The sequence below is a fragment of the Nonlabens sp. Asnod2-A12 genome (assembly GCF_045063745.1).
GTDB classification, from domain to species: domain Bacteria; phylum Bacteroidota; class Bacteroidia; order Flavobacteriales; family Flavobacteriaceae; genus Nonlabens; species Nonlabens xylanidelens.
In genome coordinates, this window is sequence record NZ_JBEFOB010000003.1 from 1,508,251 (window position 1) to 1,522,559 (window position 14,309).

Sequence of the window (14,309 nt, forward strand, 5' to 3'; positions counted from 1 at the left end):
ACCCTTTATCCATCACATTCTCAAATCAATAAATTAATATTTATATAAAGAGTTTTTGAAAAATTCCGCTTTCGCGAAAGCGGAATCAAACTATCTTTACACAACAAAAAAAAGCCATGAAGAAGCAAGAAATCATAGAACGTTTCATAAGTTACATCACCATCGATACGGAGTCAGACCCTAATAGTGACACAACTCCTAGTAGTGAAAAGCAGTGGGATCTTGCACGCAAATTACATCAAGAGCTTATAGATATGGGAATGAGCGATGTGACTATAGATGAGAATGCATATATAATGGCTACTCTACCATCAAATGTAGAACATGAAACACCTACTATAGGTTTTATCTCGCACTTTGATAGTACTCCAGATTTTACCGGTAAGGATATTAAACCTCAAATTATAGAAAAATATGATGGTGGTGATATTCCTTTAAAAGGATCTGATCTTGTTTTATCTCCAGAATATTTTGACGATTTAAAACAATACAAAGGACAGACCATTATTACTACAGACGGTACTACCCTACTAGCTGCAGACGATAAAGCTGGAATTACCGAAATAATGACTGCGATGAAGCACATGCTGGACAATCCAGAAATTAAACACGGTGCTATTAAGGTAGGTTTTACACCAGATGAAGAAATAGGTCGCGGTGCACATAAGTTTGACGTAGAGAAATTTGGTGCAGACTGGGCTTACACAATGGATGGTAGCCAGATAGGAGAACTAGAATATGAAAATTTTAATGCTGCTGGCGCGGTAGTAACTTTTTATGGTAAAATAGTTCACCCAGGATATGCCAAAGGAAAAATGATCAACTCCATGTATGTAGCTCAGGAATTTATCGACTCTTTACCTAGAATGGAAACTCCAGAACATACAGAGGAATACCAAGGATTCTTTCACCTGCATAATATGAAAGGAGCGGTAGAAAAATCAGAATTACAGTACATCATTAGAGATCACGATAAAGAACATTTTGAAGCACGTAAAGAAGTGATGCAAAACCTTGTAAACACTCTTAATGAGCAATATGATCGTGAGGCAGTAAGTATAGAAATCAAAGATCAATACTTCAACATGCGTGAGAAAGTAGAGCCGGTAATGCATATCGTAGATGTTGCAGAACAGGCGATGAAAGATCTAGGCATTACACCTCTTATTAAACCTATACGCGGTGGTACAGATGGATCTCAATTGAGTTATATGGGATTACCGTGTCCAAATATTTTTGCTGGTGGTCATAATTTCCATGGCCCTTATGAATATGTTCCTGTAGAGAGTATGATAAAAGCTACAGAGGTGATAGTAAGAATAGCAGAATTAGTAGCTGAAAAGAAATAAAAATGATCAAATATTCATTGGCCATAGTATTAACCCTTGGTCTATTTGCGGTAGCCATTGCTCAAGAAAAGAGCTGGCTAGATAACAATAGAAAAGTGGTAACCGATTCTACAGCAGCAGTCTTTTATCAAATTAAAGAAGCAGATGCATCTATAGGTTTAATAAAAGAGGAAACTTATTACAAGCAGAATGATCAGCTATTTTCAAAAGGTTATTTGGAAATAAGAACAGATTATAGAACTGGTACCTGGCAATGGTTTTACAATAATGGTAATAAGATGAGGCAACTTACTTATTCAAGTGGCCGAATAGTAGGTTATCAATCTGTTTATGATTCCACTGGAAACTTACTAGAAAACTATGCTTTGAGTAAATCTAGTGAAGAAGGTGTACCATGTTATTACAAATATAAAAAAGAGCTAGATGGTAGTGTCTCTATCAAAGATGGGAATGGGATTTTTAATGGTCCATACAAAGGCGACAGTAAGGCAATAGATAGCCTGAGTGGTCATTACAAAAACCAAAAAGCTAGTGGTTTATGGAAAGCGTACAAAAACAACAGCTTAGTATATGAAGAAATATACGAAGATGGGGTTCCAAAATCTGGAAAAAGCTATCACAATGGAAAAAGTTACACGTATGATTCCTATTCTCAAAGTGCTCAACCTTTGATGAATTCTAAAAAGTTTATGCGTAAGTTACAGATACACATAAGTCATTATTATGATTTAATAGAACTCAACAATAACGATTACAGTACTAATATGAGCATACTTTTCGTTATCGATAAAGAAGGTAATGTAAGTGATATTAAAATAAAGGATGGAATGGGTAAAGGACCTGATGAAATGGCCATTAGAGGTCTACGAAGTATGAATGTAAAATGGAAACCAGCTCAAGTAAGAGGCATACCAGTACAATCTTATGTTAGAATACCTTTTTCTATGGAGAGTAGGGAATGTAGTAATTGTTAGACCTATTAATTTTTACTACAACTTTAGTTCGTGAAAGAAAAAAATCATCAATAAACACAAAAAATGCCCAGTTTACATCTTTCTACTACTATAAACGAACCCATAGAACTAGTTTTTGATCTAGCTAGAAGTATAGACTTGCATATATTATCACTAGAACACACAAATGAAAAAGCCATTGCAGGAAGAACGACTGGTCTTGTAGAAAAAGGAGAAACTGTTACCTGGAGAGCAAAGCACTTAGGGTTTACTCAAGAACTGACTAGTTTAATTACAGATGTAGAACCGCACAATTATTTTGCAGACCAGCTAGTAAAAGGAGCCTTCAAGCATTTTAAACATGAACATTTTTTTGAACAACAAGGAGATGGCTCTACACTCATGAAGGATGTATTCAATTACACCTCACCATTAGGTATTCTAGGTAAACTAGCGGATACTCTATTTCTGAAAAACTATATGACGCGTCTTTTAGAACAACGCAATAAAACTTTAAAAGATGTCGCTGAAGATGGAAGATGGAAGGAGTTACCTGGAATGGATAAACACAAATAATTTAATTAAAACGAGACACAAAAAAAACCCTTGATCTCTCAAGGGTTTTATAAATGAACATAAACTGTTCTTAATTTTCTTTAGTAATCACTGTTTCAGATAATTTCTTTGTCAGCTCTACAGATATTGCAGATCTTTCAAAAGTAATTTTACCAGCACCTGTTTCAATCAAAACGGTTCCTTTTTCAGGATTAATTTGATTTACTTTACCGTGTATACCGCTAGTAGTAATTACTTTGGTACCCACTTTAAGTGATTCTGCAAAAGTTTTTTCTTCTTTACGCTTTTGTGCTTGTGGTCGCATGATCAAAAAGTAGAACACTCCGATGATAAGCAGGTAAGGCGCAAAGTTTATAATGGTATTCATGTCCATAATAAAAAATCCTTATGCGTTAGGCGCGCCAGCCTTAGCCTTAGGATTTACAAAACCTTTAATACGGATAGACTCAGTACCAGATTCTGTATTTGCCTTAATAGTAACTGTTTTAGTCTGTGCGTTAGGCTTACCGTTAGTGTTAAATTTCACTAGCATAGTACCTTCAGCACCAGGAGCGATAGGCTCTTTAGACCAAGTAGGAACTGTACAACCACAAGATCCTTTTGCGTTTACAACGATAAGTGGAGCACTTCCTGTGTTCGTAAACTTATATTCATGCTCAACTACAGCACCTTCTTCTACAGTACCAAAATCAAATTCAGTTTCAGCAAAAGTCATTTCTGGATAGTCACCAGCAACTTCTTTACTTGCAGCTGCAGCGGTAAGGTTTGCTTCATCGATTGTTGCAGATTGTGCTTTTTCGTTACAGCTAGTTAAAGCCATTGTAGCTACAGCAGCTACCATCAAAACTAATTTTTTCATCATGTTTTATTTTAATAATTTCTAAAAAATGTAAAGCAAATGTAATTAAAAACATGTTTTAATCCAACGCTATTAACTTAACCTTACATTAAACCTCTCCCCATTTTATGTAGCTGATCATTTTTCTCAAATTCCTTGAGTAAATTATCTAGAATACCGTTGATAAAATTGGCACTTTTAGGAGTACTATAATCTTTAGCTATCTCAAGATATTCATTGATAGTAACCTTAACCGGTATGTCTGAGAAGTATAAAAACTCTGCTTGTGCCATCATAATCAGCACCATATCTATTTGAGCGATACGTTCTTTATCCCAGTTAGGTGTTTTACCTTCTATACGAGCAGATAGTTCATTAATGTTTAACAATGTCTTTCTAAAAAGATTCATAGTAAACTTTGCGTCTTCTTGATCTTTAAATAAAGGTGGTAATACAACTTCCTTTAAAGGTTTAATCTTACGCATAAATTGAATCATGGTAGAATTAACTAGTGGAAAATCATCGGTCCATGTGATGTTGATGTCTTCTAGGTAATCTAGCAACTCATCACTAGGTGCGATAATATCTTCGTAGATGTAGGTTAAGAATTTTAGATCCTTTTTAAGTGAAGGCTCTTCATCCATAGAATAAACGACAAAGGTCTTGCTTTCTTGAATTTTGAAATAAAGATTTTCTACATACTTAGAATCTAGATGCCATGGATCTAGATCACGTTGTTGTAACGCATCTTTAAGCGCCTCGCTCTCTCTTAATTGTAATAAAATTTTATTATCAATAAAGTGTCTTGATGGATTTTCTTCTACATTAGAAGAAAGCAATCTTCTTTGCTTTTTTCCATGTCTTTCTACAGCCTCTTCATGGATTTTAACCAGCAGTTGCGCCATGTATAAAAACAGCGTGTATGATTGCGTCATACTAGTGTTGATAAACTTTTCAAGGTCTTTTAAATCGTCTGTATTTTGACGTTGAAAAGAAAAAACTGCTTGCATTACTTTGATGCGCAATTGTCTTCTGGTAAGCATAAGAACGTTTTATTTATTACTCTAGCGAGCTATTGTTTAAGTTAGCTTTCGCGAAAGCGGAATTATAATAACTATTAACCTCGTTTCTACTTCTAAAAACGAGGCAAAAATACTGTTTTAAAGTGAACTAGTAAACTAGCTGCTCTTGTTTTCTAGCTGCAATACGAGCTTGTGCTATCTCTAAAGCTGCTTTATGAGTACTCACGCCAGTTTCTTTGGCACGATTTAAAATTTCTATAGTAGTCGTATAAATATTTTCAGTTTTTCTCATGATTTCAGAACGGTCATACCCTTCTAACTCTGCATAAACATTTATAATCCCTCCTGCATTAATTAAAAAGTCTGGAGCATAAACAATTCCTTTGTTTTGAAGTAGCATACCATGCTTTACCTCATCTGCAAGTTGATTATTTGCGGCACCAGCAATAATAGATGCTTGTAATTTATTGATAGAAGTGTCATTTATAGTCGCACCTAATGCACATGGGGCATAAATATCCATTTGCTCTGCATGTAAATCGTTACCTCCATAAATAGTCACACCATATTTATCTCTTACTTCTTCTAGTCTGTCTTGATTAATATCAGAAACAACTACGTCAGCACCTTCTTGTGTTAGATATTCTACTAGAGTCTCACCTACGTTACCTATTCCTTCTACATAGATTTTTTTATCTTCTAGCACATCGCTGCCGTACTTAAACTGTGCAGCTGCTTTCATACCCATAAAAACACCGTATGCTGTAATAGGAGAAGGATTTCCTGCACCACCTTTTTCTTGAGATATACCAGTTACATAAGGCGTTACCTCACGTACTGTATCCATATCTTCGGTAGCCATACCTACATCTTCGGCAGTGATGTAACGACCGCTTAATGAATGTACAAATTCACCAAATTTGCGCATTAACTCAGGTGTTTTTTGAGTTTTTGCATCACCTATAATAACGGCTTTTCCTCCACCTAGATTTAATCCAGTAATGGCACTTTTAAAGGTCATACCTCTAGAAAGTCTTAAAACGTCATTAAGGGCAGCCCATTCATTTTCATATTGCCACATACGTGTACCGCCTAATGCAGGACCTAATACTGTATTATGAATACCGATAATGGCTTTCAGTCCTGTATCTTTGTCGTTACAAAAAACGATTTGCTCGTGACCGTCAAACGATACCTGACCAAAGACAGGATCTTGACGAACTAATTTTTCTAAAGAATCAAATTCTTGAGGCATAAAAATAAATTTATTGACTTTAAAGATTGTTATTAAAAAGCGTGCAAAAATAACTTGATTTTAGGGATTAGGCAATTTACCATGCTTAATTTACCGACTGTTTAAAAAAAATAATTTCCCTTAGGGAATTTGTAAGTAAATGAAAGAACTTAAAAAACTAAATGTACTGTTTGCAAAGTACAAATGGCAATTTATAGGCGGTGTTATAGTCACCATCATATCTCGTTATCTATCCTTGTATTTACCTAAATACGTAGGTAAAATCATAAACCTACTCAATGATTATGATAAAGGACTGATTACAGATAAGGAAGCGATGAAAGATGATCTCGTTTTATACATCTTGATTATCTTAGGATCTACACTACTTGCCGCTGTGCTTACCTTTGTCATGAGACAATTAATAATAGTTGTTTCTAGACACCTGGAATACGATCTTAAAAACATAGTTTATCAACAATACCAGCGCCTATCCTTAGGTTTTTACAAACAAAATCGCACTGGAGATTTAATGAACCGTATAAGTGAAGATGTCTCTAAAGTACGTATGTACATGGGACCTGCCATCATGTACAGTATAAACATGATCACCTTATTTGCCGTTGTTATACCTGCGATGATAGACACCGCTCCTACTCTAGCGATATACACCATTATACCATTACCAATATTATCAGTGGCTATTTATGTAATAAGTAGAGAAATCAACAAGCGTGCAACACTAGTACAAGAGTACTTATCAAATTTAAATACCATCTCTCAAGAGGCATTTAGTGGTATCTCTGTTATTAAGGCTTATAATCTTGCTCCTCAAATGAATGAGCAGTTTACACAAGTAGCTAACGACAGTAAAGATAAAAATATAGATCTTGCACGTATACAAGCCTTATTCTTTCCGTTAATGGTACTACTTATAGGACTTAGTAATATTATGGTCATATATATAGGTGGGAAACAAGTTATAGATGGAACCATAGATGTAGGTACCATACCAGAATTTTTGATTTATGTAAACATGCTTACCTGGCCAGTTGCCATCGTAGGTTGGGTGACTAACATGATACAGCAGGCTGAGGCTTCTCAAAAAAGAATCAACGAGTTCTTAGACATAGATCCAGCTATTAAAAATCTTAATGAAGCACCTACACCTATTAAAGGTAACATCTCGTTTAAGAATGTAAACTTTACCTATGAAGACACTAACATACATGCTTTAAAGAATGTATCCTTTGAGATAGCATCTGGAAAAACACTAGCTATTTTAGGAAAAACAGGTAGTGGTAAATCTACTATCCTAGAATTAATAGGTAGACTTTATGATATCGATAACGGCTCTCTAACCTTAGACGACATTGAAATCGACCAACTTAACCTAAATGATTTAAGAAACTCCATAGGTTATGTACCCCAAGATGCCTTCTTATTCTCTGATTCTATAGGTAAGAACATAGCATTCGGTAAAAAAGATGCTAGTCAAGAAGAAATAGAAGCCGCTGCAAAAAATGCGGTGGTACACAAAAATATAACCAACTTTACTAAGAGTTATGAAACTGTACTAGGAGAGCGTGGTATCACCTTAAGTGGCGGACAGAAACAACGTGTTTCTATCGCTAGAGCAATTATTAAAAAACCACAAATTTTATTATTTGACGACTGTTTAAGTGCGGTAGATACAGAGACCGAAGAAAAGATTTTAAATAATCTTAAAAAAGTAACTAAGGACACCACTACAGTAATCGTAAGTCACCGTGTGAGTAGTGCAAAAAATGCAGATCAAATAATCGTACTAGAAGATGGTAACATTATTGAGCAAGGTAATCATGAATCTCTTCTAGCAAATCAAGGCTATTATGCAGATCTTTATGCAAATCAAATGCTACAAGAAGATTAATAATTCAAAAATTATCGCATACAATTAACTATATCACAGTTGCTTATGATATTAATTATCGATTATCTTTTCTATTAGACATTTTTTTCTATTTTTGGTAAGATATAACACTACTTAAAGAACATGAGCGATCGAGATTACCAAGAGCAAGAAGAGATATTTTCAAAAGTAGTACGAGCAGGAAGACGTACCTATTTCTTTGATGTAAGAGCCACTAAGGCAGACGATTATTACTTAACTATTACTGAAAGTAAGAAATTCACTAATGACGATGGTAGTTTTCACTTTAAGAAACATAAAATCTATCTTTATAAAGAAGATTTTCAAGAATTTGGAGACACGCTCAAAGAGATCACTGACTTTATTATAGATAAAAAAGGTGGTGAAGTTATATCTGACCGCCATCAATCTGATTATAAAAGAGAAGAAGCGGCACCTATCGCAACAGAGACAGCTACTGTTAACTCTACAGAAAGCTTTACCGACATCAGTTTTGATGACATATAAGTATATCCTTAAAATTATCACAAAGCCTTTCTATATGAGAGGCTTTTTTTATTTTTATATCCCACGTATCCTTTGATGCACCAATTACGATTACCTCACGATTAAAATTATACCATGAAACAAACGATGTTGCTATTGTTGGTTCTCGCTTTCGCGAAAGCGTTACCAGCACAAACTATTGTAGACCCTACACTAGATTATTACTTACCACAAAATGTTTCCTATAATCCTGACATTCCTACACCGCAAGAAATAATAGGTTATGTACCAGGTAAATGGCATGTATCTCATGATAAATTAGCTCAATACATGATGGTACTGGCAGATAAATCTGATCGTTTTACTATTGAAAATCGTGGCAAAACCTATGAAGACCGACCTTTATACTTACTAACAGTAACTAGTGTTGAAAATCAAAAAAACATAGAACAAATAAGAAAAGACCATGTCGCTGCAACAGACAAGGATGCCGTGGACAACACTAACGCACCCATAGTCGTTTATCAAGGTTTTTCCATTCATGGAAACGAACCTAGTGGCTCTAACGCCGCTCTACTTCTAGCCTATCACCTAGCTGCTGCACAAGGTCCAGAAATAGAGGCACTTTTAAAAAACACCGTTATACTTCTAGATCCTAGTTTAAATCCTGATGGATTACAACGATTTGCCACTTGGGTTAATCAAAATAAAAGTGATAACGTAAACCCAGACACCTACGACAGAGAATACAATGAAACCTGGCCTGGTGGACGTACAAATCACTATTGGTTTGATATGAATCGCGACTGGCTACCAGTTCAATTACCAGAATCACAAGCACGCATAGAGACATTCCATAAATGGTTGCCTAATATTCTTACAGATCATCATGAAATGGGAACCAATTCTAGCTTCTTTTTCCAGCCAGGAATACCATCGAGAACACACCCACTAACTCCTGCGATGAATCAAAAACTCACTCGTGAAATAGGGAATTACCTCGCAGAAGGTTTTGACAAAATAGGCTCGCTTTATTACACAGAAGAAGATTATGACGATTTCTACTACGGTAAAGGATCTACATTTCCAGACATTAATGGATCTATAGGAATTCTTTTTGAGCAAGCTAGCTCTAGAGGTCATGCTCAAAATTCTGATAACGGAGTATTGACTTTTCCTTTTACCATAAGAAACCAATTCACAGCAGCTTTGAGCACCTTAAAAGCAGCAACTAATAAACGTAAAGAAATACTCGATTATCAAAATCAGTTTTATAAAGATGCGAGAAAAGAAGTGAGCGGTGGCGCTATCATCTTTGGAGATCATACAGATGCTGGAAGAACAGATGCGCTTGCTGAGATTTTAAAAAGACACAATATTAAAGTAGAGAGATATCTTGGAAATGATAATATAGAAGGGAAGTTTTTCAAAGAAGGATATTCTTATACAGTACCAAAAAATCAAAAAAATTCTAGATTGATCAACGCAATGTTTGAGAAGCGCACCACTTTTCAAGACAGCTTGTTTTATGATATCAGTGCGTGGACGTTCCCGCTGGCTTTTGATATGGATTATGTAGAATACAGTGGTTACCAAAAAATGGTTAGATCTGCTCCTTACAATGGCAAAATTAACATAGTTGGCGAATCGGACTATGCGTATATTATGCCTTGGAATGAGTATGGGACACCTAAATTCATTTATAATCTAATAGAGCAAGGAGTTAGAGTAAAGGTTGCGATGAAACCATTCCAGTTAGAAGGTAAAGATTATGACTACGGAACTATTCTAATTCCTGTTAAAAATCAAATATTGGACATGCATGAATTGCATTATATGATTTCCAATAACGAAAAGGAATATAAACTAGGTATAACATCTGTAAATACAGGCCTCACAGAAGGAATCGATTTAGGGTCACGTCAGTTCAGAGATATTAAATTACCTAAAATCGCTGTTCTTGTAGGTGAAGGCATTAACCCATCTGACGCTGGAGAGATCTGGCATTTAATGGACCAGCAATATGATATTCCTATTACAAAAATAGACCTAGCAGATATTAACCGTAAGGATTTGAGTCGTTACAATACCATTATTGTTCCTGCGACTTATGGAAGTCCAGAAAATGAGGTGATCGACCAATTAAAAACATGGACTCGCAATGGTGGTACTTTAATAGGGTACCGCAGCGCATTAAGATGGATGAGCAGTTCTAAATTGTTACCTCTTAAATTCAAAAAAACAGAAAACCCTGCAAAGAACATCACCTTTGAACAACGTCGCGATCACAGCGGCGCGCAACGTATAGGTGGAGCTATTTTTGAAACCAAGCTGGATCGATCACATCCTATTGCGTTTGGCTTTAAAGATGACCAGTTGCCTATGTTTAGAAACACGACACTATTTGTAGAACCAAATAAAGACAGTTACCGCAATCCTATCAAGTATACAGACAGCCCTTTAATGAGTGGCTATATTTCTGATATAAATCTAGAGGCTTTAAAGAGCACGGTGCCATTTCAGCACAATAATTATGGTCGTGGTGACGTGATAGGTTTTACAGATAATACTCAGTTTAGAGCATTCTGGTACGGAACTAATAAACTATTAATGAACGCTATTTTCTTTGCGGAGCAAATGTAAATTTTGAATTCTGACTCCATAAAAAATGCTTCTGAAAGAATATTCAGAAGCATTTTTTTATGGAAAATTTCTAGTTTAGGTTTTACCCTATATAAAGATTCTTTATCCTACTCGATCGCCATTCTTTGCATGAGCATTAGGCTGTAACAAGATCACATCTTTATCATCTCCTACTACTCCTAGAACTAGGCATTCACTCATAAAGTTGGCTATTTGCTTTTTAGGAAAATTAACTACCGCAATAACCTGCTTGCCTACCAGGTCTTTTTTATCGTATCGCTTAGTAATTTGCGCACTGGTTTTTTTAACACCTAAATCGCCAAAATCAATTTGCAATTGATAAGCTGGATTACGTGCCTCTGGAAAATCACTTACCGTCATCACCGTTCCTACACGCATGTCTATTTTTTCAAAATCACCCCAAGATATCTCCATTAATTCATTTTTAATTTTTCTATCATTTCTGGAGAGACATATTCATCTGCTCCATAAGCATTTACCAGTAATCCTTTCTCACCTGTTTTACACTCAAGAACATAAAGAATAGTGTTATCTCCTGCGCTGCTCATTCCCTCAAATCTATAAAACTTTACCACTTCTATCTCTCCTGCTTTCCATTGTTTTTTCAAATCTTTAGAATGCACTCCATCTTCTACTAGATCAAAGTTTACTGTAAAACCTTCTTTTTGCAAGTCTTCTATCGCTTCTGACAGTGTATTGTATCCGTTTTTCATAGTTTTTATTTTCAATTTAAAGAAAACAAATCCTTTAGAAGAAGGTTTAAAATAAGTTTAGCAAAAGAAAAATGATGGTTATTGGTCTCGCTTTCGCGAAAGCGTAACAAAAATCATACTTTTACTACTAATAAATAAAAACTATCATGTCCTTAACCCCATCTACCATGCTACCGTTAGGAACAACGGCACCAGACTTTACTCTACTAGACACCGTAAGTGGTGACATGATCCACTTGCAAGATCAAAAAGGAGCTCGAGGTACGGTGGTTATGTTTATATGCAATCACTGTCCGTTTGTAATTCATGTAAATGAAGAACTGGTGAGAATAGCAAATGATTATAGAGTTACAGGATTTAACTTTATCGCGATCTCTAGTAATGATGTGGTTAACTACCCACAAGATGGGCCAGATCGCATGAACCAACATGCTGATGAGAACGACTACCCTTTTCCCTATTTATATGATGAAACGCAAGAGGTGGCGAGAGCATATAACGCGGCATGCACACCAGATTTTTATTTATTTGACGATCAATTAAAGTTAGTATATCGAGGCCAGCTAGACGACTCTAGACCTGGAAACGGAATACCTCTTACCGGCAGGTCATTACGTGAATCTATGGATGCACTTTTGGGTAATAAAAAAGTTCCTGAACCGCAAAAACCAAGTATAGGTTGCAATATCAAGTGGAAATAATTGAAAGATGAAGTAGTCGCTATTTTAAACGATAAAGAGTAATTTAGCAACTTATAAAATTACCGTTTATGTTCTCACTTAAAGTGATCTGGAATCCGTTAGAAGGGCTTGATTTAGGCTTTTTCACATTGCATTTTTATAGTCTTTCTTATGTTATCGCATTTGTCTTAGGATGGTACATTATTAAACCTATCTTTAAAAGAGATGGTGTGAGTGTAGAAAAACTAGATCCGCTATTTATGTACACGGTTATAGGCTGTTTACTAGGTGCACGATTAGGCCACTATTTATTTTATGAGCCATCTACCTTTTTCTCAGACCCTTTAAGAGTATTCTTACCATTTGAGACATCTCCATTTAAATGGACCGGTTTTGCAGGTATGGCGAGTCATGGAGCAGCTATAGGTATTATTATCGCTATGTTCTTTTACAGCCGCAAACATTTAAAGAAAAACATGTTATGGATACTGGACCGTATCGTGGTACCTACCGCTATAGGAGGTACTTTTGTACGTTTAGGTAACCTTATGAATAGCGAGATAAATGGAAAACCTAGCGGCGATTTTTTTGCAGGTTTTAAATTTGTACGCGACACGAGTGATGATAATGTGAGAGCTGCATTACAACAAACTAAAATATTAGATACCGATAAGGCTATCGACGCACTGGTAGACAACCCTCAATATGCAGATGTATTAGAAGCTATACCTTACAAACACCCTGCACAATTGTATGAAGCAATTTGTTATGTAGGCGTTTTTATAATTCTTTATTTTGTCTACTGGAAAACAGATAAGCGCAATAAACTGGGGTATATCTTAGGGTTATTCTTCGTTCTTCTATTTACAGTAAGACTACTTATTGAAACGGTAAAAGAACCACAAACAGATACCGATGCTTTTGAACTTATAGGCATGCACTTTAATACAGGTCAGCTTTTAAGCGTTCCATTTATACTATTGGGTCTATTTCTTATGTTCCGACCAGATGGTATGTTTGAAAAGAAAAGCGATGCGTAAACTAATTTTAAGCACTTTAATTTTAACCTGTCTCTTGCACAGTTGTAAACCTGACCAAGAGGCAGAAATGAGAGCTCGTGACTGGTCCTTTAAGAACGAGGCACAAGCAGTGCTTATTAATAAAGAAAACGACACTCTACAGCAATTAAAACTAGAACTAGCCGATACCGATTACACCATACAACTAGGTATGATGTATAGAGAACAGCTTACTGAAGATCAAGGAATGCTTTTTGTTTTTAACGATGCTAGACCTCGATTTTTCTACATGAAAAACACCGACGTACCTCTAGACATTATCTACATAACTGCAGATAATCGCATAGACAGTTACTATACTAACGCGATACCTAAAGACGAGACCTTATTAAAAAGTAAAGGTGAGGCACAATACGTACTCGAGGTAAAAGCGGGCATGGTAAAGAAATGGAATCTTAAAGAAGGTGATCTTTTCAAATGGCAAAAAATCAATTAAAACCTTTCATTATCATATAAAAAAATGCCTCTCATATTGAGAGGCATTTTTTGTTTGGAATAATGTTCTTAAGAGTTTCGCTTTCGCAAAAGAGGAACACAAATAAAGAATAATTACTATTTACACAAAACCTCTTCTCAACAACTGAAATCTGTCGTAGGATCATGTTGTAAGTACATTGTTCTTAATATTATATGCACTACAAATGTTATACGATAACAAATACGTCGCGTTCAAAAAGTTGCTTTGAATTATCTTCTATTGTTATTACAAATGTGCATTTCAAATGCCTAGTTAAAACGAACGCGTTGCAAACGCGCGCGACGTGGAAACACCCATTGATTAAAACAAGACTCAGTATAAAATA

General features: G+C 35.5%; 15 protein-coding genes. 9 read left to right on the forward strand and 6 right to left on the reverse strand.

Features of this window, described 5'->3' with window-relative positions; translation table 11 throughout:
• Nucleotides 1-116 precede the first annotated feature (116 nt).
• The 3 genes from pepT (at nt 117) to ACJJVJ_RS07000 (ending at nt 2,878) form a co-directional block, all read left to right on the forward strand.
• Nucleotides 117-1,349, forward strand: coding sequence for a peptidase T (gene pepT, locus ACJJVJ_RS06990; RefSeq protein ID WP_405369678.1), 1,233 nt, complete (start codon nt 117-119; stop codon nt 1,347-1,349).
• Nucleotides 1,350-1,351: 2 nt separating this feature from the next.
• A complete protein-coding gene (locus tag ACJJVJ_RS06995) occupies nt 1,352-2,323 on the forward strand; it encodes a hypothetical protein (RefSeq protein WP_405369679.1) in 972 nt (323 codons plus the stop codon).
• A gap of 63 nt (nt 2,324-2,386) precedes the next feature.
• Nucleotides 2,387-2,878: a cell division protein gene (locus ACJJVJ_RS07000; protein ID WP_405369680.1), complete on the forward strand. Its 492-nt coding sequence runs from the start codon at nt 2,387-2,389 to the stop codon at nt 2,876-2,878.
• A 70-nt stretch (nt 2,879-2,948) separates the two neighbouring features.
• Here ACJJVJ_RS07000 and yajC read toward each other — a convergent pair whose 3' ends face one another.
• The 4 genes from yajC to ACJJVJ_RS07020 all read right to left on the reverse strand — a co-directional run bounded on the left by yajC (nt 2,949) and on the right by ACJJVJ_RS07020 (nt 5,993).
• Nucleotides 2,949-3,245, reverse strand: a complete 297-nt coding sequence (gene yajC / locus ACJJVJ_RS07005) for a preprotein translocase subunit YajC (RefSeq protein ID WP_317044703.1) — start codon at nt 3,243-3,245, stop codon at nt 2,949-2,951.
• An 18-nt stretch (nt 3,246-3,263) separates the two neighbouring features.
• A complete protein-coding gene (locus tag ACJJVJ_RS07010) occupies nt 3,264-3,737 on the reverse strand; it encodes a DUF1573 domain-containing protein (RefSeq protein WP_104516178.1) in 474 nt (157 codons plus the stop codon).
• A gap of 83 nt (nt 3,738-3,820) precedes the next feature.
• Nucleotides 3,821-4,759, reverse strand: a complete 939-nt coding sequence (gene nusB, locus ACJJVJ_RS07015) for a transcription antitermination factor NusB (RefSeq protein ID WP_104516099.1) — start codon at nt 4,757-4,759, stop codon at nt 3,821-3,823.
• 127 nt (nt 4,760-4,886) lie between these two features.
• Nucleotides 4,887-5,993 (reverse strand): Glu/Leu/Phe/Val dehydrogenase, encoded by a 1,107-nt coding sequence (locus ACJJVJ_RS07020; protein WP_104516098.1) that lies wholly within the window; start codon nt 5,991-5,993, stop codon nt 4,887-4,889.
• Between the two features lie 139 nt (nt 5,994-6,132).
• Here ACJJVJ_RS07020 and ACJJVJ_RS07025 point away from each other — a divergent pair, with 139 nt between their 5' ends.
• The 3 genes from ACJJVJ_RS07025 to ACJJVJ_RS07035 all read left to right on the forward strand — a co-directional run bounded on the left by ACJJVJ_RS07025 (nt 6,133) and on the right by ACJJVJ_RS07035 (nt 11,013).
• Nucleotides 6,133-7,884, forward strand: coding sequence for an ABC transporter ATP-binding protein (locus ACJJVJ_RS07025; RefSeq protein WP_405369681.1), 1,752 nt, complete (start codon nt 6,133-6,135; stop codon nt 7,882-7,884).
• A 123-nt stretch (nt 7,885-8,007) separates the two neighbouring features.
• Nucleotides 8,008-8,391: a PUR family DNA/RNA-binding protein gene (locus ACJJVJ_RS07030; RefSeq protein ID WP_104516096.1), complete on the forward strand. Its 384-nt coding sequence runs from the start codon at nt 8,008-8,010 to the stop codon at nt 8,389-8,391.
• A 114-nt stretch (nt 8,392-8,505) separates the two neighbouring features.
• A complete protein-coding gene (locus ACJJVJ_RS07035; protein WP_405369682.1) occupies nt 8,506-11,013 on the forward strand; it encodes a M14 family metallopeptidase in 2,508 nt (835 codons plus the stop codon).
• 102 nt (nt 11,014-11,115) lie between these two features.
• Here ACJJVJ_RS07035 and ACJJVJ_RS07040 read toward each other — a convergent pair whose 3' ends face one another.
• Both ACJJVJ_RS07040 and ACJJVJ_RS07045 read right to left on the reverse strand, forming a co-directional pair.
• A complete protein-coding gene (locus ACJJVJ_RS07040; protein WP_104516094.1) occupies nt 11,116-11,448 on the reverse strand; it encodes a tRNA-binding protein in 333 nt (110 codons plus the stop codon).
• Entirely contained in the window at nt 11,448-11,747 is a 300-nt protein-coding gene (locus ACJJVJ_RS07045; protein WP_405369683.1) for a phosphoribosylpyrophosphate synthetase, read from the reverse strand. The genes ACJJVJ_RS07040 and ACJJVJ_RS07045 overlap by 1 nt, the downstream gene beginning before the upstream one ends.
• 146 nt (nt 11,748-11,893) lie before the next feature.
• Here ACJJVJ_RS07045 and ACJJVJ_RS07050 point away from each other — a divergent pair, with 146 nt between their 5' ends.
• From ACJJVJ_RS07050 to ACJJVJ_RS07060, 3 genes are all read left to right on the forward strand, one after another.
• On the forward strand, nt 11,894-12,448 hold the full coding sequence (locus ACJJVJ_RS07050; protein WP_405369684.1) for a thioredoxin family protein: 555 nt from the start codon (nt 11,894-11,896) through the stop codon (nt 12,446-12,448).
• A 68-nt stretch (nt 12,449-12,516) separates the two neighbouring features.
• Nucleotides 12,517-13,467, forward strand: a complete 951-nt coding sequence (gene lgt / locus ACJJVJ_RS07055; RefSeq protein ID WP_405369685.1) for a prolipoprotein diacylglyceryl transferase — start codon at nt 12,517-12,519, stop codon at nt 13,465-13,467.
• A complete protein-coding gene (locus tag ACJJVJ_RS07060; RefSeq protein ID WP_405369686.1) occupies nt 13,460-13,942 on the forward strand; it encodes a DUF192 domain-containing protein in 483 nt (160 codons plus the stop codon). The genes lgt and ACJJVJ_RS07060 overlap by 8 nt, the downstream gene beginning before the upstream one ends.
• Nucleotides 13,943-14,309 lie beyond the last annotated feature (367 nt).

Excerpts from the sequence above, each read along its gene's own strand:
- ACJJVJ_RS07050 (WP_405369684.1), top strand. The coding sequence starts at position 11,894 with ATGTCCTTAACCCCATCTACCATGCTACCGTTAGGAACAACGGCACCA.
- ACJJVJ_RS07060 (WP_405369686.1), top strand. The coding sequence starts at position 13,460 with ATGCGTAAACTAATTTTAAGCACTTTAATTTTAACCTGTCTCTTGCAC.
- ACJJVJ_RS07045 (WP_405369683.1), bottom strand. The coding sequence starts at position 11,747 with ATGAAAAACGGATACAATACACTGTCAGAAGCGATAGAAGACTTGCAA.
- ACJJVJ_RS07020 (WP_104516098.1), bottom strand. The coding sequence starts at position 5,993 with ATGCCTCAAGAATTTGATTCTTTAGAAAAATTAGTTCGTCAAGATCCT.
- ACJJVJ_RS07035 (WP_405369682.1), top strand. The coding sequence starts at position 8,506 with ATGAAACAAACGATGTTGCTATTGTTGGTTCTCGCTTTCGCGAAAGCG.
- ACJJVJ_RS06995 (WP_405369679.1), top strand. The coding sequence starts at position 1,352 with ATGATCAAATATTCATTGGCCATAGTATTAACCCTTGGTCTATTTGCG.
- ACJJVJ_RS07010 (WP_104516178.1), bottom strand. The coding sequence starts at position 3,737 with ATGAAAAAATTAGTTTTGATGGTAGCTGCTGTAGCTACAATGGCTTTA.
- ACJJVJ_RS07025 (WP_405369681.1), top strand. The coding sequence starts at position 6,133 with ATGAAAGAACTTAAAAAACTAAATGTACTGTTTGCAAAGTACAAATGG.
- ACJJVJ_RS07000 (WP_405369680.1), top strand. The coding sequence starts at position 2,387 with ATGCCCAGTTTACATCTTTCTACTACTATAAACGAACCCATAGAACTA.
- ACJJVJ_RS07040 (WP_104516094.1), bottom strand. The coding sequence starts at position 11,448 with ATGGAGATATCTTGGGGTGATTTTGAAAAAATAGACATGCGTGTAGGA.
- pepT (WP_405369678.1), top strand. The coding sequence starts at position 117 with ATGAAGAAGCAAGAAATCATAGAACGTTTCATAAGTTACATCACCATC.
- nusB (WP_104516099.1), bottom strand. The coding sequence starts at position 4,759 with ATGCTTACCAGAAGACAATTGCGCATCAAAGTAATGCAAGCAGTTTTT.
- yajC (WP_317044703.1), bottom strand. The coding sequence starts at position 3,245 with ATGAATACCATTATAAACTTTGCGCCTTACCTGCTTATCATCGGAGTG.
- ACJJVJ_RS07030 (WP_104516096.1), top strand. The coding sequence starts at position 8,008 with ATGAGCGATCGAGATTACCAAGAGCAAGAAGAGATATTTTCAAAAGTA.
- lgt (WP_405369685.1), top strand. The coding sequence starts at position 12,517 with ATGTTCTCACTTAAAGTGATCTGGAATCCGTTAGAAGGGCTTGATTTA.